Origin of the sequence: Actinoplanes sp. CA-030573, from assembly GCF_050951115.1 — a bacterium.
GTDB lineage: Bacteria > Actinomycetota > Actinomycetes > Mycobacteriales > Micromonosporaceae > Actinoplanes.
This window is the reverse complement of sequence record NZ_CP192038.1, coordinates 9,444,883-9,466,698: the sequence shown is the minus strand read 5'-3', so window position 1 is coordinate 9,466,698 and position 21,816 is coordinate 9,444,883. Positions and strand designations below refer to the sequence as shown.

Below are 21,816 nucleotides of genomic sequence, written 5' to 3'. Positions count from 1 at the left end.
TCTCGGCAACTCAGGTCTCGGCAACTCAGGACGGGAGCGTCACGTGCAGCACGGCGCTCCCGTCCTCGTGCAGCTCCACGCGCGGCATGACCGGGGTTGCGGCATCACGGCGACTCGCGGCCGCGATCACCTCGGAGATCCGCCCGTACGCCGAGAGCGAGCCCACGGTCGACCGGGTGGGCGGGAGCATGGCCAGTCCGTCCGTCGCGTCCGGATCGACCCAGCGGGCGCCGTCGCTCTCGCCGGAGACGTCCCGTGCGGTCTGGCCCTCGGGCAGCAGGGCGACGAAGAACCAGGTGTCGAAGCGCTTGGGCTCGAACTCCGGCGTGATCCACCGGGCCCACGGCAGCAGCAGGTCGTCGCGCAGGCCGAGCCCTCGCTTCGCCAGCAGCTCGGTCATGGTCAGCTTGCGGGCGGCGAGCGCGACCCGGTCCGCCTCCCAGTCGTCGGTGCTGACGTCGCCGATGGTCTGGTCCAGATGCTCCAGCGGCCCGGCCAGCAGGACGCCGGCCTCCTCGAACAGCTCGCGGGCCGCGGCACCGACGACGGCCCGTGCCCGATCGTCGGGAATGCCCAGGTGATCGGCCCAGTCGGTGCGGATCGTCGCCGGGCGGTCGGAGGGGTCCACGCCACCGCCCGGGAACGCGTAGAGGCCGCCGAACACCATCGAGGCGGCACGCTTCAACACGTACAGCTGGAATTTGTCGCCCTCGGGGCGCAGGAGGACGACGGTGGCCGCGGGTCGGGTGGGTGCCGGATCTCCGCGGAACTCGCGGGCCCGGCGCACCATCGCCTCGGGAACGGGAAAGGTCAGCGAGCTGGTCACCCTTGGATCCTGCCCCATCCGACCGCCCCACCCGCCACCCAAAACTCGATAACCTAGCGATCATGACGGAACAGCACGTTCGCTGGGGAATCCTCGGTCCCGGCGGGATCGCCGCCCAGTTCGCCAAGGATCTCCCGCTCGTGCCCGGCGCCGAGCTCGCCGCCGTGGGATCGCGGTCCGCCGAGAACGCCCGTGCCTTCGCCGAGCGGTACGGCTTCGCCCGCGCACACGGCTCCTACGCCGATCTCGCGGCCGATCCCGAGGTCGACGTCGTCTACGTCGCCACCCCGCACGCGTACCACCTCGACGCCGCCCTGACCTGCGTGGAGGCCGGCAAAGCGGTGCTGGTCGAGAAGCCGATCACGCTCGACCTGACCTCGGCCGCCCGGCTGGTCCAGGCCGCGCACGCCAGCAACGTCTTCCTCATGGAGGCGATGTGGATGCGGCTCAACCCGGCCGTACGACGCGTCGCCGAGCTGGTCGAGGAGGGCGCGATCGGCTGGGTCAGCGCGATCCACGCCGACTTCGGACTGCAGGGCCCGTTCGACGCCGAGCACCGGCTGCGCAACCCGAAGCTCGGCGGCGGCGCGCTGCTCGACCTCGGCGTGTACCCGATCAACCTGGCCCACCTGATCATGGGCGCGCCCAGCTCGGTGCAGGCCTGGGCGCACCTCACCCCGGAGGGCGTCGACGAGAACACCGGCGTGCTGCTCGGCTGGCAGCCGGGCGCGGTCGCGGCCCTGACCTGCAGCATCAACGGCGAGAGCCGCAACGCCGCCTCGATCACCGGCACCGACGGGCGGATCGACCTGCCGCCGGGCTTCTTCGTGCCGCGCGAGTTCACGCTGCACCGGGCGGGCAAGGCACCGGAGACGTTCGAGTTCCCGTTCGAGGGCAACGGCTACCAGTTCGAGGCGGCCGAGGCCCAGCGCTGCATCCTCGCCGGCGAGCTGGAGAGCCCGCTCATGCCGCACGCCACCACATTGGAGGTCATGGGGCTGCTCGACGCCATCCGCGACCAGATCGGCGTCACGTACTGACTAAGGTTGTCGCATGCCGTCGAGGAAGGTCGGCGGCAAGCCGACGTCGAGCGATGTGGCCGCGGCCGCGGGTGTCTCCCGGTCCGCCGTCTCGTTCGCGTTCAACAACCCGCAACGCATCTCGACCGCCACCCGGGAGCGGATCCTCGCGGTGGCCGCCGAGCTCGGGTACGCGCCGAACACGCTGGCCCGGATGCTGCAGGCGGGCACCACCAACTCGATCGGCGTCCTGCTCCCGCAGCGCCTCGCGCAGATCATGGAGAACCCCTACTACGCCCGCTTCCTGATGGGTGTCGGGCAGATCTGCGACCAGGAGGGCTACACCCTTCTGCTCACCCCGCCGCTGCAGGACTCGGTGCTCAAGGCGATCCCGTACGCGGCGGTGGACGGCTTCATCGTCTGCGGGCTCGAGACCGAGGGCGCCGAGGTGGTGGAGCTGACGCGGCGGGAGGTTCCGTTCGTCCTGATCGACTCGGACCGCTACGAGAACGCGCCGAGCGTCGAGGTCGACGACACCGGTGGCGCCCGCGAGGTCATGCGCTACCTGTTGGAGCTCGGCCATCGCCGGCTCGCCGTGCTCTCCATCGACCCCGGCCCCGACGTCGCGACCCGCGGCTATCGTGGCCCGCTCGGGCGGCGGATGGCCGGCATCGCCGAGGCGCTGGCCGGCTCCGGCCTGACCATGGCCGACGTGGCGCTGGCCGAGGTCCCGGTGACCCGGGTCGACGGCTACCGCGCGACCAAGGAGCTGATGGCCCGCGACCCCCGGCCCACGGCCATCATGGCGCTCTCCGACGTGCTCGCCTACGGCGCGGTGGACGCCCTGCAGGAGCTGGGTCTCGCCGTGCCCGGGCAGGTCTCGGTGACCGGTTTCGACGACCTCGCCGAGTCGGCCTGGTTCCGCCCGCGCCTGACGACCGTACGTCAACCGATCGTGACGAAGGGCAGGAGTGCCGCTTCGTTCCTCATCTCCGCCGTCCGGGGCGAGGACCAGCACCCGCACCAGCTGCTCGGCACCACCCTGATCGTCCGGGACTCGGCGGTCAAACCGCTGATGTAACACGAGTTAGTAACCTGCTACCGTCACGCCATGAGCGATCTTGTCCCGGCTTGGTGGCGCGACGCGGTGATCTATCAGATCTATCCGCGCAGCTTCGCCGACGCGAACGGCGACGGCATCGGTGACCTGCCCGGCATCCGCAGCCGCCTGCCCTACCTGCGCGACCTGGGTGTCGACGCGGTCTGGCTGTCTCCCTTCTACCTGTCCCCGCAGGCCGACGCCGGCTACGACGTGGCCGACTACCGCACGGTCGACCCTCTCTTCGGCTCGGTCGAGGACGCCCGCGGCCTGGTCGCCGACGCGCACGACCTCGGCCTCCGGATGATCGTCGACCTGGTGCCCAACCACTCGTCCGACCAGCACGTGTGGTTCCAGCAGGCGCTGGCCGAGGGGCCGGGCTCGCCGCTGCGGGCGCGCTACCACTTCCGCGACGGCCGCGGTCCGCAGGGCGAGTTGCCGCCCAACGACTGGCCGTCGATCTTCGGCGGGCCGGCTTGGACCCGGGTCGCCGACGGCCAGTGGTACCTGCACCTGTTCGCGCCCGAGCAGCCCGACTTCAACTGGGAGCACCCGGCCGTCGCCGACGAGTTCCGCACGATCCTGCGCTTCTGGCTCGACCTCGGTGTCGACGGCTTCCGGATCGACGTGGCGCACGGCCTGGTCAAGGAGAGCGGTCTGCCCGACATCGGCCACGACACCTCGTGGCATCTGCTCGACGTCGGCGAGAGCCCGTGCTTCGACCGGGACGGCGTGCACGACATCTACCGCAGCTGGCGCGCGATCCTCGACGAGTACCCGGGGGAGCGCATCGCCGTGGCCGAGGCCTGGGCGCCGACGTTGTCCCGGGTCGCCGCCTACGTCCGCCCCGACGAGCTGCACCAGGCGTTCAACTTCAGCTACCTCGGCACCGCCTGGGAGGCCGGCGCCCAGCGCGCGATGATCGACGCCTCGCTGGCGGCGATGTCCGCGGTCGGCGCGCCGACCACCTGGACGCTCTCCAACCACGACGTCGTCCGGCACACCAACCGGCTGATGCAGGCGCACGAGGGTGAGGTGGCCGGCAAGCGGCCGGCCGCGGTCGACGAGGCCGCCGGCCTGCGCCGGGCCCGGGCCGCGTCGCTGCTGCTGCTCGCGCTGCCCGGCTCGGCCTACCTCTACCAGGGGGAGGAGCTCGGCCTGCCGGAGGTCGTCGACCTGCCGCCGGAGGTGCGCCAGGACCCGGCCTTCCACCGCGCGACCGGTCAGGACGGCTACCGCGACGGGTGCCGGGTGCCGATTCCGTGGTCGGGCACCCAAGCGCCGTACGGCTTCGGTCCCGAAGGTGGCCCGTCCTGGCTCCCGCAGCCCGACTCGTGGGCCGGGCTGAGCGTGGCCGCCCAGGACGGCGTGCCCGGCTCGACGCTGACGCTGTACCGCGACGCGCTCGCGCTGCGCCGCAAGGTCTTCGCCGGCGACGACCTGACCTGGCTCGACTCGCCGGCCGGGGTGCTCGCCTTCGAGCGCGGCGGCGACTTCCGCTGCACGGTCAACATGTCCGGCGCGCCGGTGACCCTGCCCGTGCCCGGCTCGCAGCTGATCGCCAGCGGCCCGATCACGGTCGAGGACGGCGTCGCCGTGATCCCCGCCGACACGACCGTCTGGTGGTCCCTCTAGCGGCCGGTCGGCCCCGGGCTCCGGCCCGGGGCCGTCAGCTGAACATCGGCCGGGTGATGAAGTAGCAGATCGCGGCGATCAGGCCGGCGCCCGGGAAGGTCAGGATCCAGGCGCCGACGATGTTGCCGGCCACGCCCCAGCGGACGGCCGACAGCTTCTTCGTGGCGCCGACGCCCATGATCGCCGAGGTGATCGTGTGGGTGGTGCTGATCGGGGCGCCGAGGCCGATGCCGAAGACGAAGAGCAGGGTGCTCGCCACCGTCTCGGCCGCGAAGCCCTCGGGCGGGCCGAGGTCGATGATCTTCCGGCCCAGGGTGCGGATGATCCGCCAGCCGCCGGCGTAGGTGCCGAGGGCCAGCACCGTCGCGGACGTCCAGTAGGCCCACGGCGGGATGTGGTCGGTCGTGCTCTGGTAGCCGCCGACGTAGAGGGCCAGCACGATGACGCCGATCGTCTTGGCCGCGTCCTGCAGGCCGTGCCCGATCGACATCGCCGCGGCCGAGACCGTCTGCGCGTGCCGGAAGCCGCGGTTGAGCTTCGCCGGCTTGCCCCGGCGGAAGGTCCACATCAGGGCGACCATGAAGAGGAACCCGGCCACGAAGCCGACGAACGGCGAGGCCACCATCGGGATGACGACCTTCTCCACGATGGCGTTCCAGTGGACCGAGTACCCGGCGATCAGGGCCGCGCCGACCAGCCCGCCGATCAGCGCGTGCGACGACGAGGACGGCAGGCCGAAGTACCAGGTGATGAGGTTCCAGGCGATCGCGCCGAGCACGGCCGCGAAGACCACACCGAGGCCGGCCACCGAGGGCGGCACCGAGATGATGCCGCTGACCGTCTTGGCGACGCTCCCGCCGAAGTGGGTGCCGATGAAGTTGCCGGCGGCGGCCATCAGCAGCGCGATCCGCGGGGTGAGGGCGCGCGTGCTGACGCTGGTCGCGATGGCGTTGGCGGCGTCGTGGAAGCCGTTGGTGTAGTCGAACACCATGGCCGCCATGATCACCGCGAGCACGGCGATGAGCTCGGCGGACAAGGGCTACGACTCCTTGACGGCGATGGTCTCGACCGTGTTCGCCACGTGCTCGAAGGCGTCGCAGGCGGCCTCGAGCTCGTCGGCGACCTCCTTCATCTTCAGCACGGTCAGCGCGTCGTACTCGCCCGAGAAAAGACGGACCAGCAACATCCGGTACGCGCGATCACCGTCGTTCTCGAGCCGGTTGATCTCGATCCAGTACTCCTCGAGGTCCTTCATCGTCCGCAGCCGGGGCATCGCGTCGGCGGTCACCTTGGACTGCTGGTCGAGCACGGTGATCAGCTCGTGCATCTCGCGCGGGAGCGACGGCAGCTCGGTCAACCCGTACAGGTAAAGGAGGTTGCCGACCGCCTCGAGGTGGTCCATGACGTCGTCCAGCTGCGAGCCGAGCGAGTAGATGTCGGCCCGGTCGAACGGGGTGATGAAGGTCGAGTTGATCTTCTTGTAGAGGTCGTGCGTGATCTGGTCGCTGTCGTGCTCCACATCGGTCAGCCGGTCGCTCACCGACTGCACGTCCACACCGGGCAGCGCCAGCTCGTTGAGAAGCGCGGTGCCCTTGACCAGATTCTGGGCAGCGGACGTGAAGAGATCGTAGAAGGCGCCCTCCACGGGGCGGAAAGAGAACTTCACGGCGCGGACCTCGATCGACGGACGTGGGATGGATCTCCGGGAATGCTAGCGGTCCTCGCTTCTCAACCTGCTGTTCGCCTGGCTGGTTGCCCCCGGATGCCGCGTTCTACACCGGTTCGTGACTGCGGTTCGATCTCGGTGCGTTCGGCCGCGGCGACGATCGGCGGACCGCCCGGGTCGGCAGCGGCGCCCGTGGCACCCAGCGCGCGACCGGGTGACGGCGCAGGTGGCGGGCCAGTCCACGCTGGTCGGCGTCCGCGATCACGTCGACGCCGGCGGCGCCCAGCTCGGCCCAGACGGCGCGGCGGGCGCGGCGGGAGCCGTCGGGAAGGCCGGCGATCCGCACCGTACGGCCGTCGTCGTGGGCCTGGCGCACCAGAGCGTGCAGCAGATGCCGTTCCTCGGCCGGGATCGGCTCGCACCCGTCCCAGCCGAAGCGGCGGCCCCACGGCTCGCTGATCATCGGGACCAGGGTGGGCGGCGCCGATCGCGAGCCGATGTCGTCGAAGGTGCCGTCGGCGAACGCGTACCTCTCGGTCTGCTCGGCGAGCAGCTCGCGTACGTCGACGATGCCGGTCACCGAGACGGTGACCGCGCCCGGCACCAGCGTCTCGCCGTCGCAACGGCTGAGCAGCGCGGCGTGGTCGCGCAGCTGCTGGTCGAGCATCCGGTACGCGCGCAGCAGCGTCTCCGCCTCGCGGTTCGCCCCGGTGAACTCGACCACCAGCCGGAACGGCACCTGCTGATCGCGGGCGAGCCGACCGCCCCGGCTCCGGGCCCGGGCGAACAGCGGCGTCAGCACCAGCCGGCGCAGCGTGCGGCCCGGTTGCGGCCCGCCCGGCCCGAGGAACAGCTCGCCGTGCGGCCCGGGCGTGACCGGCACGGTGAGACCGCCGAGGCCGTTCCTGAGGACGGCCGGCAGCGGGTCGGCGTTCTTCGCCGGCGCGAGCGCGTGCCCGGCCGGCAGGTACGGCGCGGGCCGGCGAAGCAGGACGGCAGCGGCCGATGCCGCGCCCGCCACCCCCGCGAGCCCGGCGAGACCACCGGCGATCGTCGTACCGTTCACCGCGTCCCCCACCCGTTTCGTACGAAATGCGTGTTTATTACTGTGTCACATCCGATACCGGCGTCCGGGCAATGTCGCGCAGAATTTCCCCATGCCGGACGAGTTCGAGGCCGAGCGACCGCATCTGCTCGCCGTCGCCTATCGCATGCTGGGCAGCCGGGCCGAGGCCGAGGACGCGGTGCAGGAGGCGTGGCTGCGGTACGCGAAGGCCCGCGACGGCGGCGAGATCCACGACCTGCGCGGCTGGCTCACCACCGTCACCGGGCGGATCTGCCTCGACGTGCTCAAGTCGGCCCGGGTGAGCCGCGCGGCGTACCCCGGCCAGTGGCTGCCGTCGTTCGTGGTCGACCCCGACGCCGGCCCGGCCGCCCGGGCCGAGATCACCGATCAGGTCGGCCTGGCCCTGCTCGTGGTGCTCGAGAAGCTCACCCCCGAGCAGCGCGTCTCGGTGGTGCTGCACGACGCGTTCGGCGTGCCGTTCGAGGACGTGGCGACCGTGCTCGGCACGACCGACAGCGCCGCCCGGCAGCACGCCTCGCGCGGCCGCCGGGCGCTGGCCCGCGACGCCATCCGGCACAACGCCGACCTCGCCGAGCAGCGCCGGGTCCTCGAGGCGTTCCTGGCCGCGGCGGCCAGCGGCGACCTCGAGGCGCTGGCCGCCGTGCTGGCGCCGGACGTGGTGGCGATCGGCGACGGCGGCGGCCGGCCCGGCGTCGGCACCCGGCCGATCCTCGGCGCCGACAAGGTGGCCCGCTTCTACGTCGGCATCGTGGCCGGCCTGGGCGCGGTCGAGATGCGGACAGTGCTGGTCAACGGCTCGCTCGGGCTGCTCGTGCGCGGCGAGCAGGCGAACGGGCGGCCGCTGCGCTCGGTGCTGTCGCTCGCGGTCGCGGACGGCCGGATCACCGGTCTCTTCAACCAGCTGAACCCGGAGAAGCTGGTGCTAAGCGACCTCTTGTAGGTACTTGTGGTACTCGGTGGCGAACGGCTCGGTGCCGTCGCCGAGCGCCACCATCAGCTTGCCGGCCGCGGCCCGGGCCTCGGCCACCAGGTCGTCGGGGTAGCCGAACTGCACCCGGTGCTCGTCGAACTCGTCCTCGTCGCGCAGCTCGACCAGGCCGGTCTCGCGGCGGCGCACCACGTCGAGGTCGAGGTCGATGATGTGCACCGTGTCGCCCTCCCAGCGGGCCGGCGTGGTGATGTCGCAGTAGACCTCGCTGGTCCGCGGCGCCGGGTTGAACATGCCCGTCCACCACGCGTGGTGGGGGATGAGCAGGACGAACGGAATCTGCTCCACGGACGGGCGGCCGTGGTAGACCGACGGCGTCCCGCGGGTCACGCCGACCCAGACGCCCAGGTCGTCGGCGTCGAAGCGGCGGGCCGGATAGTCCCGGTGGGCCGAGCCGTCGTACTTGGTGTAGACGACCCGGACCATGTCGTGCGGCATGCGAGAACCCTAACGGTGGTCGGCTTCTGTCGGTGGTGGCGGGTACCGTCTCTGCGTGCCCAGCGCTACCCGGAAGAAAGCAACCGCCGAGGAGCTCCTGACCGCGGCGGTCGGAGCGGTTCCCGGCGGTGCCGCGCGCCCTGGTCAGCAGGCCATGGCGAGCGCCATCGACAAGGCCGTACGAGATCGGGAGCACCTGCTCGTGCAGGCCGGCACGGGCACCGGCAAGAGCCTGGCCTACCTGACGCCCTCGCTGCTGGTCGACGGCCCGGTGGTGGTGTCGACCGCCACCCTGGCGCTGCAGAACCAACTGGTCGAGCACGATCTTCCCCGGCTCGCCGACGCGGTCGAGCCGGTCCTCGGCCGGCGGCCCACGTTCGCCGTGCTCAAGGGCCGCCACCACTACCTCTGCCTGGCCAAGATGGAGCACGCCGACGAGGAGGCGCCGACCGACACGCTGTTCGACGACGCGCCGCCCCGGGCGACCCAGTGGCTGGGCGAGGCGGGCAAGCTCGGCAAGCAGATCCAGCGACTGCACGCCTGGTCGGAGAAGACGACCACCGGCGACCGCGACGAGCTCGACCCCGGCGTCGACGACACGGCGTGGCGGCAGGTGTCGATGCCGGCTCGCGACTGCGTGGGTGCGGCCAAATGCCCGTACGGCGCGGAGTGTTTCGCCGAGGCCAGCCGGGCGCGCGCCCGCGAGGCCGACATCGTGGTCACCAACCACAGCCTGCTCGCCGTCGACATGCTGGCCGACCGGCACATCGTGCCCCCGCACAAACTGCTGATCATCGACGAGGCGCACGAGCTGGCCGACCGGGTCTCCTCGGCGGCGCAGGCCGAGCTGACCCCCGACGCGATCGAGCGTTCGGCCCGGCGCGCCGGCAAGCTGATCCCGCAGGCGGCGACGGACGCTCTGGCCGAGGCGGCCGACGCGCTCACGGTGGGCCTGGCCGACGCGCCGGCCGGCCGGCTGACGTCGGGGTTGCCCGAGCCGATCCGCCAGGCGGTGACGCTGCTGGAGATGGCGGCCCGCTCGGCGCTGAGCGCGATCGGAGAGATCAAGAGCGACGATCCCGATCCGGTACGCAAGCAGCAGGCCAAGGCGGCGCTGGACGACCTGTTCGAGACCGCCCAGCGGTTGCTGGAGGAGTCCGACTTCGACGTCGCGTGGGTCGAGAAATCCGACATGGGCAGCGGCCGTCGCGCGCTCGTGGTGGCGCCGCTGTCGGTCGCCGGCACCCTCTCCCAGGGGCTCTACGCCGACCGTACGGTGGTGGCCACCTCGGCCACACTGACCCTGGGCGGCCGCTTCGACACCGTGGCCCGCTCGCTCGGCCTGCCGGTCGCCGCCCCGGCCGTGCCATCGGCCCGCGGCGCCGTCGCCGAGACCGCGGCGCCCGGCGCGCTCACCGCCGACGCCCCGCCCGCGTCCGGCGACGGCTGGACGTCGCTCGATGTCGGCTCCCCCTTCGACTACCCCAAGCAGGGGATCCTCTACGTGGCCGCGCACCTGCCCCGCCCGGCCGCGTCGGGACTGCCCGCCGGTGCCGGCGAGGAGCTGGTCAAGCTGGTCGAGGCGCTCGGTGGCCGTACGCTCGGGCTCTTCTCCTCCCGCCGGGCCGCCACCCAGGCCGCCGAGCTGTTGCGCGCCCGCACCGACCTGCCGATCCTGCTGCAGGGCGAGGAGGCGCTGCCGCTGCTGGTCCGCAAGTTCCGGGAAGACCGTGCGAGCTGCCTGTTCGGCGTGATGTCCCTCTGGCAGGGCGTCGACGTCCCCGGCGACGCGTGCCAGCTGGTGGTGATCGACCGCTTGCCGTTCCCCCGCCCCGACGAGCCCCTGGCCGCGGCCCGCTCGGCCGCCGTCGACGCGGCCGGCGGCTCCGGCTTCGCCGCGGTCAGCGTCCCGATCGCCGCGATCCGGCTGGCCCAGGGCGTCGGCCGGCTGATCCGCTCGACCGGCGACAAGGGCGTGGTGGCGGTCCTCGACTCCCGCCTCGAGACGGCCCGCGGCTACGGCGCGTTCCTGCGCAGGTCGCTGCCCCCGTTCTGGTACACGACCCGCACCGACGTGGCGATCGGCGCCCTCCAGCGGCTGGCGAAGGGCTGACGATGCTCGAGATCGCATGCACGTTCCTCCTCGACCGAACCGGCGCCGTGCTGCTCCAGCTGCGCGACGACAAGGCGCCGTACTACCCGAACGTCTGGGGCCTCCCCGGCGGCGCGGTGGAGCCCGGCGAGAGCCCGCACGAGGCCGCGACGCGCGAGCTGTGGGAGGAGTCGGCCCTGCGCCCGGCCGCCCCGCTGCGCCTGTTCCGCCGCCAGGAGCTGCCGGCCGAGCGCCGAGCAAAGAGCTACTTCTACGGCACGACGACCAGCACCCAGGCCGACGTGATCCTGGGCGAGGGCGCCGCGATGCTCTTCGTCCCGGCCGCGGAGCTGCTCGACCGCCCCTTCACGCCGGGCTCGGCCGAGGTGATCGCCGAGTTCCTGCGCTCAGGCGAGTACGCGTCGTTCGCGCCGGGGTCGCCGCCCGCGCGCTGAGTGGCCCGCGCGCCGAGTGCCCGCACGCTGAGTGCCCGCGCGCTGAGTGGCCCGCACGCTGAGTGGCCCGCACGCTGAGTGGCCCGCGCGCTGAGTGGCCCGCGCGCTGCGTCGGCTCCCGCTCTGTAGCGCCTGTCTTCGTCGCACCCACCCGGTCGCCGCACCCACCCGCGACCTCGCGCCGCATCCACCCGCGCGCCCTATCCACCCGCTCGCTGCACCCGCCCGCTCGCGCTGCACCCGCCCGCTCGCGCTGCACCCGCGGGCCAACCAAGCGCTCCCGACCACCGGCCGGCCGTGCCGTCGGCCGCCGCGGCGCCGGCGTGGGGCCGACTCGCGCTTACGCCACGGTGAGCCAGACGCGGCCGACGCGGGCGACGACGTCCACCTCGCCGCCCAGCCCGGTCACGTAGGCGCGCAGCACTTTGAGAGTGACCGGCTGCCCGCACTCGATTCGGCTGATGTTCTCGCGGCTCAGGCCGGTCGCCGCCTGCAGTCGAGTCTGGGTCATCCCGAGACCTTTGCGAATCTCGGCCAACCGGTCGCCATTCACAGGGGTGAGCATCATCGTCTCTTTATACGCGACAAGTGGCCTAGTGACTAGCCGCCGAACTCGTGACCGGACGTGTCACCATGGCTGCCGTGACGGGACCGCTGCTCAGTACGCCACCGGAGGCCGGGTCGGGGCGGCGCCGGCGACGGCGGTGGGTGCTGGGCGCGGTGGTGGTCGCCTGGATCGTCGTGGTGGCGGGGCTGGGGGTCTGGTCGGTTCGGCACAGCCCGGCGACCGTGCCTGAGCAGCGGGACATCGCGCAAGCCGTGCCGGAGCTGCAGCGGGCCGCGGGGGTGGTGTTCGCGGCGGCCGAGGGAGGAGCCGGCGCCGGCGGGGAGAAGGGTGGCGGCCCGGCCGCGTCGGGGGGACCTGCGGCGTCGGGCGGACCTGCGGCGCCGGGGGGTGGGGACGCTGCGGTGGGTGCGGGCAAGCGGGTTGCGGTGCTCGGGGAGCTGGAGTTGATCGCGGGGTGCCGGATCACGCCGGTTCGGCATGGGGTCATGGCTGCTCGGGACGTCACCGTCTATGTCGCGGAAGGGGAAGCCGAGGCGGCCCTCGACGGGATCGCGGCGGGGCTGCCCCGGGGATATCGGGCGGATGTGGCGGTCACGCGGGGAGGTACCCGGCTGGCGTTTCATGCGGACGCCGGGAACTTTGTCGGGATCGACTCCGATGCGGACTCTTCGGCGAAAGTGCTGACGCTGCGGCTCACCAGCGGGTGCCGGCCGGGGAAGGCGGAGGACGCCGACACCGCGGATCCGGCGACGGGGACGATGCCGGGCGAGCTGGGGACGGTGGTGAGCGCGCTGGGCGGTGGGGCCGCGGGCGGTGCTGCGGCGGGGAGTGGGACACCGGTAGTTCGGGCGGTGGCCTGCCCGGATGGTGGGGTTGCGGCCACCTACACGGTGCGCGGGATCGCCACGCCGGGCGACCTGGAGTCGCGGATGCGGGGGCTGAGCGCGGGGACGGTCGTCGTGCGGTCGGATGCGGCCGCCTGGGCGTACCGGAAAGGCAGTTCTTCTGTTGTTGTCGTGCCGGACGACAAGAAGCTCCGGGTCAGCGTGAGCACCGGCTGCTAGTAGACGAGGGCCTGCGCGCCCTCGGTGGTGACCTCCTCGACGAACACCGCGGCGCCGGCTATGCGGATGCCGGGGATCACGTCGTCGGGCGTGATGTCGCGGCGGGCGGCGCACTGGGTGCAGGCCGTCACCCGACCGTTGGTCAGCAGCAGGTCGAGCAGGTCGGGCAGGGGAGCGGCGTGCGGCAGCTCGAACTCGGCGGCCCGGCCGGGCAGGGCGAACCAGGTCGACTCGCCGGTGAGCCAGAACGATACGTCCACCCCGGACGCGGCGGCGGTCGAGGCCACGGTGAAGGCCTGCGAGCAGCGCTCGGGAGCGTCGGCGCCGGCGGTTGCCTTGACGACCAGCAAACGTGCCATGGGCGTCAGCATAGGATGGTCCGGTCATGGTTACCGAGATCGGGTTCGTGAGCCTGCTGGTCGCCGGTTTGGGCGCGCTGGCGGGCGGCTTCGGCTATCTGGCCATTCGGATTGCGAGGGGGCGTTGGTGAGCGGCGAGGCAGAGGCGGACAACCCACTGGGCCCACCCCCGTGGCTGAACGCGCCGCCGGTCGACCCCTACCCGTACGAGGAGACGCACGACCTGCGTCAGGGTGCCGACCTGCACCCGTCGCTGCTCGGGCTGCTGCCGTTCGTCGGGTTGTGGCGCGGGCGGGGGCAGGGTGGCTTCCCGGCCGACGACGACTACAACTTCGCCCAGGAGATCCGGATCAGCCATGACGGGCGGCCGTTCCTGCGCTTCGAGTCGCGGTCCTGGCTGCTCGACGACGAGTCGAAGCCGGCCGGGGAGTGGATCCTCGAGTCGGGCTTCTGGCGGCCGGTGCTGGTCGACGGGCGGCCGGGCGACGAGATGGAGGCCACGATCGTCACGCCCGACGGCACGGCCGAGCTCTATCTGGGCAAGACGATCGGCACGACCCGGCTCGAGATGGAGGCCGACGCGGTCGCCTACACGCCGAGCGGCCTGCACGTGACCGGGGCCCAGCGGCTCTTCGGCATCGTCGAGGGCGCGCTGCTCTACGCCCACGAGATGGCCGTCGACGACAGCGGCCTGCGCCCGCACATGTCGGCCCGGCTGATCCGCATCGGCGGCTGACAAAGGCCGATAAAACGGGAAAGTCGGCGCGCGGGGTGGGATTATGCGGGCGGGCGAGAGGCGTCGGGCTTATGCGTCGCGGGCCGGTGAGTAGCCGAGCAGCGTGAGCAGGCGCGGCGTCCAGCGGGAATGCCGCCGGGGCGCTCCGTCCAGGGACTTCACGAAGGCCAGACCGCGCAGGGCGGAAGCGAGCCAGATCGCGTCCGCCCCACGCAGCTGGTCGATGGTGATCATCCGTTCGGACCCGCGCAGACCGGCCTCGGGCGCGCGCGCCAGCAGCTCGGCGGCGGTGGTGCCGGGCAGGATCGGCGCCTCGGTTGACGGCACCGTGCAGAGCGTGTCGCCGGCCAGCCAGACGACCGACGCGGTCGGGGCCTCGAGGACATGGCCGTCGGCGTCGATCCAGATCATGTCGTCCGCGCCCCGGGAGCGCGCCCAGCGGCGGGCGGCGAAGCTCTCGGCGTACGAAAGCGTCTTGGCCCGGAAGAGGGACCACGGCGGCCGGGAGCCGGCGACGGCGCTGATCACCCGGATGCCCTCCCGCCGCTCGCGCAGCGCGTCGGGCGCGATCGGCGACACCGTGACGTGCTGGGATCGGCGCGTGCGGATGAGCCGCAGCGCCTGCTCGTCGCCCCGCAGGCCGGCGAGATGACCGTCGGGGACGAACGGCGGCAGATCGAGGAGCGCGGCCGAGCGGGCCAGCCGGGCGAGGTGCGCCTCGAGCAGCCAGGGGCCGGACGGGCGCAGATGAACCGTCTCGAAGACCCCGTCGCCGAACAACTCGTCCGGCTCGACCGAGAGCGTCACGACCGGAGCGTAACGGCGCGCCGAACTATGCTCATAAGGTGTCCGCCACATCGCTAGCCGAGATGCTCCGGGAGCGCGGGCTGCGCCTCACGCCGCAGCGCCAGCTCATCCTGGAGGCGGTGCACGAGCTCGGTCACGCCACGCCCGAGCAGGTGCACACCGCGGTGCGTGAGCGCGTCGCCGGGGTCAACATCACCACCGTCTACCGCACCCTCGAGCTGCTGGAAGAGCTGGGTCTGGTCAACCACACGCACCTGTCGCACGGCTCGCCGACCTATCACGCCGCGGGTGAGGATCAGCACGTTCACCTGGTCTGCCGTGGATGCGGGTCGATTTCCGAGGTAAACCCGACGGTGATGCAACCGGTGACCGACCGGCTGCTGGCGGAGCGTGGCTTCCGGGTCGATGTGGGGCACGTGTCGCTCTTCGGTGTGTGCGGCGACTGCAAGGAGTCTTAGATGACCGTCGTGATGGTCGAGGACCTCGATCCCTCGTCCGCCGACGCGGGGGTGGCCGCGCACTACGGCGACCCGATGCGGGAGCAGCGCACCCTGGCTACCGCCGTGGGCCTGGTCGACCGGTCGAACCGCGACGTGATCGCGGTTCCCGGTGACGAGCGCGCGAGTTGGCTGCACACCCTGACAACTCAGCATTTGTCGGACCTGTCGCCGATGACCGGCAGCGAGCTGCTCGTTCTCTCCCCGCACGGGCATGTCGAGCAGCACGCGTACGTGACCGAGGACGGCGCGACGGCCTGGCTCGACACCGAGCCGGGCGCGGGCCCGGGCTTGCTGAAATACCTGGAGATGATGCGCTTCTTCACCCGGGTGGAACCGCGCGACGCCACCGGTGAGATGGCCGTGCTGTCGCTTGTCGGGCCGGGCGCCGCGGATCTCTTCCCGGCGTTGGCGGCGCCCCGGGTGGGTGCGGTGCCGGGCCCGAAGTTCGCCGCCGGGTCCGTCCCCCCGCACGCGACGAGTCTCTACGACGTGCAGGAGTTCGAAGGGGGCCTGGCGCGGCGGGTGCCGCTGGGCGTCGACCTCCTCGTGCCGCGCGCGGCCCGGCACGAAGTGATCGAGAAGCTGGGTGTGCCACTGGCCGGGCTGTGGGCGTACGAGGCGATCCGGGTCGAAAATCGCATCCCGCGCCTGGGGTGGGAGACCGACCACCGGACGATCCCGGCCGAGGCCGACCTGATCGCCAACGCCGTGCATCTCGACAAGGGCTGCTATCGCGGCCAGGAGACGGTCGCCCGCGTACACCATCTGGGTCGTCCTCCGCGCCGCCTGGTGCTGCTGCATCTCGACGGCATCGCCACCGACCAGCCGCCGGCCCAGGGCACCCCGGTGCTGCTGGGCGACCGCGAGGTCGGCTTCGTCGGCACCGCCGTGCGCCACCACGAGCTGGGCCTGGTCGCGCTGGCCGTGCTCAAGCGGAACGTGGCCGACGACGCCGAGCTGCGAGTGGGAGAGTCGGTCGCGTCCGTCGACGCGAGCTGAACTAACGTTCACGTCATGACCGGGACCGTGATCACCGTTGCTCCGACCGGTGCGGAAGTCAGCAAGGCGGAGGTGGCGGCCCTGCCCGTCACCCTCGACGAGCTGGTCCGGACCGCCAAGGAGTGCGAGGCGCTGGGCGCCTCGATCATCCACGTGCACATCCGCGACGACCGGGCGGAGCCGACGCTCGACCAGGGCCGCCTGCGCGCCACCGTGGCGGCGCTGCGCGAGTCGACCGACCTGATCGTGCAGCTCTCCTCGGGCGGCGCGGTGACCGACCCCGAGGCCGACCGGCTGGCCGTGCTCGACGCCGGGCCCGAGATGGCGTCGTGCACGATGGGCACGGTCAACTTCGGCGACGGCGTCTTCCTGAACCGCTGGGAGTTCATCGTCGAGCTGCACACCCGCATGCAGGAGCGCGGCATCGTGCCGGAGTACGAGATCTTCGACCTCGGCCAGCTCACCACGCTGCAGCGGCTGCTCGGCAAGCACGGTCTGCCGGCCGGCGGCCACGTGCACGTCGACCTGGTGATGGGCGTGCCGGGCGGGATGCCGGGCACGACCGCCGCGCTGGCCGCGTGCGAGCAGGCCATCCGCGATCTGCCGGCGGGAACCACCTTCTCGGCCACCGGCATCGGGCGCAGCACCATCCCGGTCATGCTGGCGTCGCTCTCGGCCGGCGGTCACCTGCGGGTGGGCATGGAGGACACGATCACGTACGCGAAGGGCCAGCCGGTCGAGTCGAACATGCAGCTCGTGGCCCGGGCCGCCGGGTTCGCCCAGCTCGCGCAGCGCCCGCCGGTCACGCCCGCGGACGCCCGCTCGCTGCTGGGGGTCCCGGCCCGATGATCATCGCGGAGGTCGTGCGCTCGGGCTTCGTGGAGAGCGTCCACCACGGCTCGGTGGCGGTCATCGGGGGCACCTCGCGGGGCGACGTCACCAGCCCGGTCTTCCCGCGTTCGTCGAACAAGCCGCTGCAGACGGTCGGCATGCTGCGGGCCGGCCTGGTGCCGCGGGACGAGTCGGACCTCGCCCTGATCAGCGGAAGCCACTTCGGCGAGCCGCTGCACGTGCGCCGGGTGCGGGAGATCCTGGCGGCGGCCGGCCTCGAGCCGGGCGCTCTGCGCTGCCCGGCGTCGCTGCCGCTCTCCGAGCAGTCCCGCGACGACTGGCTCCGTAACCAGGGTGGCCCCGAGCGGATCCTGATGAACTGCTCGGGCAAGCACGCGGGCATGCTCGCGACCTGCGTGGCCAACGGGTGGCCGCTCGACTCGTACCTCGACCCCAAGCATCCGCTGCAGGTCGCGCTGGCCGAGGCGGTGTCCGACCTGGCCGGCGAGCCGATCGCGGCGGTGGGCGTGGACGGGTGCGGCGCGCCGGTGCTGGCCCTCTCGCTGACCGCGCTCGCCCGGGCGTTCCGGCGCCTGGTCGAGGCCGCGCCGGGGACGTACGAGCGCCGGGTCGCCGACGCCATGCGCGCCCATCCGGAGCTGGTCGCGGGCACCGGCGCCGACGACACCGTGCTGATGGGCGCGGTACCGGGGCTGCTGGCCAAGGGCGGCGCCGAGGGCGTGGTCGCGGTCGCGGTGCCGGGGGTGGGCGCGGTGGCCATCAAGATCGAGGACGGGGCGATGCGGGCGCGTACGCCCGTGCTCCTGGATGAGCTCCGGCGGCTCGGTGTCGGCGTACCGGTGATCGAGCAGTTGATTTTGGGTGGCGGGGAGCCGGTCGGGGAGGTCCGCGCGGTCCGGTGACGTGGTTCACGCTAGCTGTAGTTAGCGTTTTGCTTGCAACAGCTAGCACCCCGCGCTACCTTCGGATGCATGGCCACGCCCAAGGATCTGCCTCAGGACATCGGGAGCTTCATCCGTGACCTGCGGCAGACCGCGAAGATCTCGCTGCGCCAGCTCGCCGACAAGGCGGGCGTGAGCAATCCCTATCTCAGCCAGATCGAGCGTGGCCTGCGCAAGCCGAGTGCCGAGGTGCTGCAGCAGATCGCCAGCGCGCTGCGGGTATCGACCCCCGCGATGTACCTGCGTGCGGGTTTGCTGGACGGTGAGGGCCAGCAGGGGGTGCTGGCCGCGATCGCGGTCGACCCCGAGCTGACGATCGCCCAGAAACAGTCGCTGTCGCAGATCTACGAGACGTTCCGCAACGAGAACGCGCGGAACGAGCCCTCGCCCGAGACCACGCCCGAACCCGAGGAGACGAAATGACCGACCAGACCAAGACCCGCTTCCCCGCCCCGCTCTACGCCGCCGCCGGCGCCGGTGATCTCGCCTACCAGCAGCTGCGCAAGCTGCCGGCCGTGGTCAACGAGCTGAGCGAGAAGGCCGCCGCCTCGCTGCGCACCTACAACGAGCAGGCCAACGCCAAGGCCGCCCAGCTTCGCGAGAAGGCCCAGACCACCGACTTCGACGCCCTGCGCGGCAACGCCGCCAGCGTCGCGACCTCCCTGGCTCAGCTGGCCCAGGAGCGCGCCGTCACCGCCTACACCACCCTGGTCGCCCGGGGCGAGCGCGTCGTGGGCACCGGCGTCGTCGAGGCCGCCGACGTGGTGAACGCCGACCTCGAGACCACCGAGACCCCGAAGGCCGTCGAGGCCGCCAAGCCCGCTTCCGCCCCGAAGCCGCGCAAGCGCGCCACCAAGCCGGCGGCCGAGTAAGCAACCGAGTCAGCGACATGATCAGCGGGCCCCGGCAGACGCCGGGGCCCGCGGCATAGACTTCCCCTCATGGCCTCTTCCGCGCCGATCTTCTACGACGACGTCCGGTATTACGTCGAGATCCTCATCATGATCCTCTCGCTCGTCGTGCAGGCCGTGGCGCTCATTCACTGCCTCACCCAGCGAGGTGACGGCTTCCAGGCCATCGGCACGCTGCCGAAGGGTGCCTGGGCCGCGATCCTGGCCGTCTGCATCGTGCTGACGTTGCTGGTCAGCGGCGCGGTCGGCATCTTCAGCCTGATCGGCATCGGCGCCGCCATGGTCTACCTGCTCGACGTCCGTCCCGGGCTGAAAGACCTGTCGGACGGTAAAGGGTTCTGGTGAGGCGGTTCGGTCCGCCGCCTCCGGACGGCGGGCCCCGGCTGCATCGGCCCGACCCCACCGGTCCGCGTTCGGGCCGGCCCACGTTGCCCGGCCCGCCCACCGAGCTGATCTCCACCCCCTCCGGCGTACGGCTGGAGCAGCTGATCACCGGCGTCGGTGACCCGGTCACCGTCTTCGCACACGGCCTCGGCGGCGACATCGCCGGCACCCGGCCGCTGGGCAGCGGGGTGACCGGCCGCCGGGTGTTCTTCCACTTCCGTGGCCACGGCCGTTCGGACGCGCCGGTCGGGCCGTGGACGTTCGGCGATCTGGCCGACGACCTGAACGCGGTGGCCGACCTGGCCGGCGCCACCCGGGCGCTCGGCGTCAGCATGGGCGCCGGGGCGCTCGCCCGCCTGCTCAGCGTGACTCCCGACCGCTTCGAGCGGGCCGTCTTCTACCTGCCCGCGCCACTCGACGGCACCCGCCCGGCCGCCGCCGAGGTGCGGGTCGAGCGGCTGCTGGCCGCGGTCGAGTCGGGCGAGGCGGCGTCGATCGCCGCGGCCGCCGAGCTGGAGATGCCGCCGGCCGTGCGCAACACCCCGACCGGCTGGAGCTACCTGCGCCAGCGGGTCGAGCAGTTGCAGCGGGACGGGCTGGCGGCCGAGCTGACCACGCTCTGGCATCAGCCCGCCGTGGCCGACCTCGCGGCGCTGGGCGCCTTCCGGGGACGGGCGCTGGTGCTCGGCTGCCTCGGCGACGAGGTGCACCCGGTGGCCTGGGCCGAGAAGCTGGCCGCCGCGCTGCCGGGGGCCGAGCTGCACATATACGACCGCCCGGCCGTCCTGTGGACGAACCGGGCGGAACTGCGCTCCCGCGTCTCCGCGTTTCTCAACTCGTGAGCGCGTACGTCGCGTTGTACGAGTCGGTGCCGTTGCCGACCTTGTCCCACGCGTAGTACCAGACCTGCAGCGTGTACCCCTTGCCCAGCCCGGCGACCGGGGTCGACCAGGTGCCGGAGCCGTCCACCGTCAGCAGCGCCTGGGCCGCGTCCGGCAGGTCCTGGCCGGTGTACGTCACCCAGGACTTGCTGACGAAGTTGTAGTAGTACGTGGTCGAGGCGTTCCACTTGTACGCCTGCACGCCCACCACGTCGACGCCCGACTGGGTGTCGCTCGCCTTGCCCTTGACCGTGCTCCACGAGGACGCCTTGCTCGGGGTGGACGGCACGGTCAGCGACACCGACGGTGTCGTCACGTCGTTGAGCACGGTCAGCGAGGCGGCCGGCCGCGGAGTGGCCCGGCCCTGGGCGTTCTGCACGGTGATCGAGGGCGTCCACCGGCCGGTGCCGTACCAGTGGGCGACGCTCGTGCCGGCGGCCGAGGCGAGCAGGCTGGTCTCGCCGTCGCCCCAGCCGGTCCAGACCTGGCTCGCGGTCGGCAGGCCGGAGGCGAGCATCGAGCCCTGCTCCATGTAGCCGGGGTAGGTGTAGATCGTGGGGCGCTCCCACGAGTACGTGCCGGGGGAGGTGGTGACGGTGACGGTCGAGCCGGCCGGGAAGACGCCGGTGCCGGTCTCGGTGCCGTCGGTCAGGGTCACCTTGATGCCGTACGAGCCGGGGCTAGCGTACGAGTGCGTGGGTGTCCCCGGGGTCTCGACCGTGCCGTCGCCCCAGTCGATCGTGCGGGTGGTCGTCGCCGGACCGTTGCGGCCGCTCTCGGTGAGGGTGACCCGCTGTCCGGCCCAGATCGCCGCACTGTCCAGCGTGTAGGTCGCGGTCGGCGCCACGGCCGGCGCATCGTCGGCCCGCGCCGGGGTGCCCACCGCCACCAGTCCGGCGGTCAGCGCGAGTGCGAGCAAGGGCAGCTTCATTCGTTCCCCCGTGAATGAGCCCATCGATGGCGAGAGGACATTAGCTTCCGGCCGAATATTGATCAAGCCGGTAGGCCGTAACCTTTTGGCCCCGCCGACCGGTGTTCCAACGTGCGGTTATCCCCTAAATCCATCTTTTTCGGACTCGTCGCGTTCGGCCTGCCGATCTCGGTGGCGATCGGCTGGACGCTGGCCACCCCACCGCGGCGCCCGGCCTCGGTCGGCGCGCCCGCCGGGGTCGGCGGCCTCGGCACCGGCGGCGGCAGCGGCGCGATCGGCACCGCCCCACGCCGGGACGGCGGCGGCGGTGCCGGCGGGTCGCAGCCGCTGACCGAGGTGCAGTACTCACCCCGGCCGGCGATCACCTCCACCGCGGTCCCGCCCGCCGCGACGGCGCCCTCCGCGGCGCCGACGGCCACGACCGTCCCGCCGGTGGTCACCGTCACCGAGTCGTCGTTGCCGCCGCTCGACGAGCCGCCGGTCCCGACGCCGACCGAGATCACCACCGTGCCCAGCTCGTCGGCCGATCCGTCGCCCACCTCGACGCAGACCGTGGCGCCGACGCCCTAAGCTGCGAG

The 21,816-nt window shown here is 72.3% G+C and carries 26 protein-coding genes and 1 pseudogene; 18 read left to right on the top strand and 9 right to left on the bottom strand.

The annotated features are described in order from the left end of the window. Positions 1 to 25 precede the first annotated feature (25 nt). Positions 26 to 790 (bottom strand): NUDIX hydrolase, encoded by a 765-nt coding sequence (locus tag ACQP2F_RS43930; RefSeq protein ID WP_433307867.1) that lies wholly within the window; start codon positions 788 to 790, stop codon positions 26 to 28. 98 nt (positions 791 to 888) lie between these two features. Between ACQP2F_RS43930 and ACQP2F_RS43925 the strand changes: the two genes are divergently transcribed. The 3 genes from ACQP2F_RS43925 to ACQP2F_RS43915 are packed head-to-tail and all read left to right on the top strand — an operon-like array spanning position 889 to position 4,579. Continuing rightward, positions 889 to 1,866, top strand: coding sequence for a Gfo/Idh/MocA family protein (locus ACQP2F_RS43925; RefSeq protein ID WP_433298612.1), 978 nt, complete (start codon positions 889 to 891; stop codon positions 1,864 to 1,866). A gap of 13 nt (positions 1,867 to 1,879) precedes the next feature. Further along, positions 1,880 to 2,926, top strand: a complete 1,047-nt coding sequence (locus tag ACQP2F_RS43920) for a LacI family DNA-binding transcriptional regulator (RefSeq protein ID WP_433298610.1) — start codon at positions 1,880 to 1,882, stop codon at positions 2,924 to 2,926. A 30-nt stretch (positions 2,927 to 2,956) separates the two neighbouring features. Continuing rightward, a complete protein-coding gene (locus tag ACQP2F_RS43915; RefSeq protein ID WP_433298608.1) occupies positions 2,957 to 4,579 on the top strand; it encodes a glycoside hydrolase family 13 protein in 1,623 nt (540 codons plus the stop codon). A gap of 34 nt (positions 4,580 to 4,613) precedes the next feature. Here ACQP2F_RS43915 and ACQP2F_RS43910 read toward each other — a convergent pair whose 3' ends face one another. The 3 genes from ACQP2F_RS43910 to ACQP2F_RS43900 form a co-directional block, all read right to left on the bottom strand. Then, positions 4,614 to 5,615: an anion permease gene (locus ACQP2F_RS43910; protein WP_433298606.1), complete on the bottom strand. Its 1,002-nt coding sequence runs from the start codon at positions 5,613 to 5,615 to the stop codon at positions 4,614 to 4,616. Positions 5,616 to 5,618: 3 nt separating this feature from the next. Further along, on the bottom strand, positions 5,619 to 6,245 hold the full coding sequence (locus ACQP2F_RS43905; protein ID WP_433298604.1) for a DUF47 domain-containing protein: 627 nt from the start codon (positions 6,243 to 6,245) through the stop codon (positions 5,619 to 5,621). Between the two features lie 106 nt (positions 6,246 to 6,351). After that, a complete protein-coding gene (locus tag ACQP2F_RS43900) occupies positions 6,352 to 7,311 on the bottom strand; it encodes a hypothetical protein (protein WP_433298602.1) in 960 nt (319 codons plus the stop codon). Positions 7,312 to 7,402: 91 nt separating this feature from the next. On the opposite strand from ACQP2F_RS43900, the gene sigJ reads away from it, so the two are divergent. Continuing rightward, the gene (gene sigJ / locus ACQP2F_RS43895) at positions 7,403 to 8,272 is read left to right on the top strand and encodes an RNA polymerase sigma factor SigJ (protein WP_433298600.1); all 870 of its coding nucleotides are present in this window, start codon (positions 7,403 to 7,405) and stop codon (positions 8,270 to 8,272) included. Here the strand turns inward: sigJ and ACQP2F_RS43890 are convergent. Continuing rightward, positions 8,255 to 8,758, bottom strand: coding sequence for a DUF402 domain-containing protein (locus tag ACQP2F_RS43890; protein ID WP_433298598.1), 504 nt, complete (start codon positions 8,756 to 8,758; stop codon positions 8,255 to 8,257). The two genes, sigJ and ACQP2F_RS43890, sit on opposite strands and share 18 nt — an antisense overlap. 154 nt (positions 8,759 to 8,912) lie before the next feature. Between ACQP2F_RS43890 and ACQP2F_RS43885 the strand changes: the two genes are divergently transcribed. Together ACQP2F_RS43885 and ACQP2F_RS43880 are read left to right on the top strand one after the other, a co-directional pair. Continuing rightward, positions 8,913 to 10,871: an ATP-dependent DNA helicase gene (locus ACQP2F_RS43885; protein ID WP_433307865.1), complete on the top strand. Its 1,959-nt coding sequence runs from the start codon at positions 8,913 to 8,915 to the stop codon at positions 10,869 to 10,871. Positions 10,872 to 10,873: 2 nt separating this feature from the next. Next, positions 10,874 to 11,305 (top strand): NUDIX hydrolase, encoded by a 432-nt coding sequence (locus ACQP2F_RS43880; protein ID WP_433298596.1) that lies wholly within the window; start codon positions 10,874 to 10,876, stop codon positions 11,303 to 11,305. 340 nt (positions 11,306 to 11,645) lie between these two features. Here ACQP2F_RS43880 and ACQP2F_RS43875 read toward each other — a convergent pair whose 3' ends face one another. Next, positions 11,646 to 11,816, bottom strand: coding sequence for a hypothetical protein (locus ACQP2F_RS43875; RefSeq protein ID WP_433298594.1), 171 nt, complete (start codon positions 11,814 to 11,816; stop codon positions 11,646 to 11,648). Between the two features lie 131 nt (positions 11,817 to 11,947). On the opposite strand from ACQP2F_RS43875, the gene ACQP2F_RS43870 reads away from it, so the two are divergent. Then, positions 11,948 to 12,937 carry a hypothetical protein gene (locus tag ACQP2F_RS43870; protein ID WP_433298592.1) on the top strand — a complete coding sequence of 330 codons (990 nt, stop codon included), beginning with the start codon at positions 11,948 to 11,950 and terminating at the stop codon, positions 12,935 to 12,937. Here the strand turns inward: ACQP2F_RS43870 and ACQP2F_RS43865 are convergent. Continuing rightward, positions 12,934 to 13,308: a DsrE family protein gene (locus ACQP2F_RS43865; protein WP_433298590.1), complete on the bottom strand. Its 375-nt coding sequence runs from the start codon at positions 13,306 to 13,308 to the stop codon at positions 12,934 to 12,936. The genes ACQP2F_RS43870 and ACQP2F_RS43865 overlap by 4 nt on opposite strands. Before the next feature lie 14 nt (positions 13,309 to 13,322). On the opposite strand from ACQP2F_RS43865, the gene mtfM reads away from it, so the two are divergent. Continuing rightward, positions 13,323 to 13,427: a small membrane protein MtfM gene (gene mtfM, locus ACQP2F_RS43860; protein WP_433298588.1), complete on the top strand. Its 105-nt coding sequence runs from the start codon at positions 13,323 to 13,325 to the stop codon at positions 13,425 to 13,427. Then, a complete protein-coding gene (locus ACQP2F_RS43855; protein WP_433298586.1) occupies positions 13,424 to 14,032 on the top strand; it encodes an FABP family protein in 609 nt (202 codons plus the stop codon). Before mtfM ends, ACQP2F_RS43855 begins: the two co-directional genes overlap by 4 nt. Positions 14,033 to 14,101: 69 nt before the next feature. Here ACQP2F_RS43855 and ACQP2F_RS43850 read toward each other — a convergent pair whose 3' ends face one another. Further along, positions 14,102 to 14,839, bottom strand: coding sequence for an aminotransferase class IV (locus ACQP2F_RS43850; protein WP_433298584.1), 738 nt, complete (start codon positions 14,837 to 14,839; stop codon positions 14,102 to 14,104). 62 nt (positions 14,840 to 14,901) lie between these two features. Here ACQP2F_RS43850 and ACQP2F_RS43845 point away from each other — a divergent pair, with 62 nt between their 5' ends. From ACQP2F_RS43845 to ACQP2F_RS43810, 8 genes and pseudogenes are all read left to right on the top strand, one after another. Beyond that, positions 14,902 to 15,297 carry a Fur family transcriptional regulator gene (locus ACQP2F_RS43845; RefSeq protein WP_433307863.1) on the top strand — a complete coding sequence of 132 codons (396 nt, stop codon included), beginning with the start codon at positions 14,902 to 14,904 and terminating at the stop codon, positions 15,295 to 15,297. Then, complete coding sequence (locus ACQP2F_RS43840) at positions 15,298 to 16,338, top strand: YgfZ/GcvT domain-containing protein (RefSeq protein ID WP_433298582.1); 1,041 nt, start codon at positions 15,298 to 15,300, stop codon at positions 16,336 to 16,338. Positions 16,339 to 16,353: 15 nt separating this feature from the next. Then, positions 16,354 to 17,187: a 3-keto-5-aminohexanoate cleavage protein gene (locus ACQP2F_RS43835; RefSeq protein WP_433298580.1), complete on the top strand. Its 834-nt coding sequence runs from the start codon at positions 16,354 to 16,356 to the stop codon at positions 17,185 to 17,187. After that, positions 17,184 to 18,092, top strand: coding sequence for an asparaginase (locus ACQP2F_RS43830; RefSeq protein ID WP_433298578.1), 909 nt, complete (start codon positions 17,184 to 17,186; stop codon positions 18,090 to 18,092). The genes ACQP2F_RS43835 and ACQP2F_RS43830 overlap by 4 nt, the downstream gene beginning before the upstream one ends. Positions 18,093 to 18,161: 69 nt before the next feature. Beyond that, positions 18,162 to 18,506: pseudogene (locus tag ACQP2F_RS43825) on the top strand (helix-turn-helix domain-containing protein); the annotation flags it as partial. A gap of 44 nt (positions 18,507 to 18,550) precedes the next feature. After that, positions 18,551 to 19,003 (top strand): hypothetical protein, encoded by a 453-nt coding sequence (locus ACQP2F_RS43820; protein ID WP_433298576.1) that lies wholly within the window; start codon positions 18,551 to 18,553, stop codon positions 19,001 to 19,003. Between the two features lie 69 nt (positions 19,004 to 19,072). After that, positions 19,073 to 19,387, top strand: coding sequence for a DUF2516 family protein (locus ACQP2F_RS43815; RefSeq protein WP_433298574.1), 315 nt, complete (start codon positions 19,073 to 19,075; stop codon positions 19,385 to 19,387). After that, the gene (locus ACQP2F_RS43810; protein WP_433298572.1) at positions 19,384 to 20,268 is read left to right on the top strand and encodes an alpha/beta fold hydrolase; all 885 of its coding nucleotides are present in this window, start codon (positions 19,384 to 19,386) and stop codon (positions 20,266 to 20,268) included. The genes ACQP2F_RS43815 and ACQP2F_RS43810 overlap by 4 nt, the downstream gene beginning before the upstream one ends. Here the strand turns inward: ACQP2F_RS43810 and ACQP2F_RS43805 are convergent. Further along, positions 20,258 to 21,238, bottom strand: coding sequence for a PKD domain-containing protein (locus ACQP2F_RS43805; protein ID WP_433298570.1), 981 nt, complete (start codon positions 21,236 to 21,238; stop codon positions 20,258 to 20,260). The genes ACQP2F_RS43810 and ACQP2F_RS43805 overlap by 11 nt on opposite strands. A gap of 111 nt (positions 21,239 to 21,349) precedes the next feature. On the opposite strand from ACQP2F_RS43805, the gene ACQP2F_RS43800 reads away from it, so the two are divergent. Further along, positions 21,350 to 21,808 carry a hypothetical protein gene (locus tag ACQP2F_RS43800; protein WP_433298568.1) on the top strand — a complete coding sequence of 153 codons (459 nt, stop codon included), beginning with the start codon at positions 21,350 to 21,352 and terminating at the stop codon, positions 21,806 to 21,808. The last annotated feature ends 8 nt before the right edge of the window (positions 21,809 to 21,816 follow it).

Coding starts and splice junctions, on each gene's coding strand:
- ACQP2F_RS43930 (WP_433307867.1), bottom strand. CDS start 790: ATGGTGCGCCGGGCCCGCGAGTTCCGCGGAGATCCGGCACCCACCCGA.
- ACQP2F_RS43925 (WP_433298612.1), top strand. CDS start 889: ATGACGGAACAGCACGTTCGCTGGGGAATCCTCGGTCCCGGCGGGATC.
- ACQP2F_RS43920 (WP_433298610.1), top strand. CDS start 1,880: ATGCCGTCGAGGAAGGTCGGCGGCAAGCCGACGTCGAGCGATGTGGCC.
- ACQP2F_RS43915 (WP_433298608.1), top strand. CDS start 2,957: ATGAGCGATCTTGTCCCGGCTTGGTGGCGCGACGCGGTGATCTATCAG.
- sigJ (WP_433298600.1), top strand. CDS start 7,403: ATGCCGGACGAGTTCGAGGCCGAGCGACCGCATCTGCTCGCCGTCGCC.
- ACQP2F_RS43890 (WP_433298598.1), bottom strand. CDS start 8,758: ATGCCGCACGACATGGTCCGGGTCGTCTACACCAAGTACGACGGCTCG.
- ACQP2F_RS43885 (WP_433307865.1), top strand. CDS start 8,913: ATGGCGAGCGCCATCGACAAGGCCGTACGAGATCGGGAGCACCTGCTC.
- ACQP2F_RS43880 (WP_433298596.1), top strand. CDS start 10,874: ATGCTCGAGATCGCATGCACGTTCCTCCTCGACCGAACCGGCGCCGTG.
- ACQP2F_RS43875 (WP_433298594.1), bottom strand. CDS start 11,816: ATGACCCAGACTCGACTGCAGGCGGCGACCGGCCTGAGCCGCGAGAAC.
- ACQP2F_RS43865 (WP_433298590.1), bottom strand. CDS start 13,308: ATGCTGACGCCCATGGCACGTTTGCTGGTCGTCAAGGCAACCGCCGGC.
- mtfM (WP_433298588.1), top strand. CDS start 13,323: ATGGTTACCGAGATCGGGTTCGTGAGCCTGCTGGTCGCCGGTTTGGGC.
- ACQP2F_RS43845 (WP_433307863.1), top strand. CDS start 14,902: ATGCTCCGGGAGCGCGGGCTGCGCCTCACGCCGCAGCGCCAGCTCATC.
- ACQP2F_RS43840 (WP_433298582.1), top strand. CDS start 15,298: ATGACCGTCGTGATGGTCGAGGACCTCGATCCCTCGTCCGCCGACGCG.
- ACQP2F_RS43835 (WP_433298580.1), top strand. CDS start 16,354: ATGACCGGGACCGTGATCACCGTTGCTCCGACCGGTGCGGAAGTCAGC.
- ACQP2F_RS43830 (WP_433298578.1), top strand. CDS start 17,184: ATGATCATCGCGGAGGTCGTGCGCTCGGGCTTCGTGGAGAGCGTCCAC.
- ACQP2F_RS43820 (WP_433298576.1), top strand. CDS start 18,551: ATGACCGACCAGACCAAGACCCGCTTCCCCGCCCCGCTCTACGCCGCC.
- ACQP2F_RS43815 (WP_433298574.1), top strand. CDS start 19,073: ATGGCCTCTTCCGCGCCGATCTTCTACGACGACGTCCGGTATTACGTC.
- ACQP2F_RS43805 (WP_433298570.1), bottom strand. CDS start 21,238: ATGAAGCTGCCCTTGCTCGCACTCGCGCTGACCGCCGGACTGGTGGCG.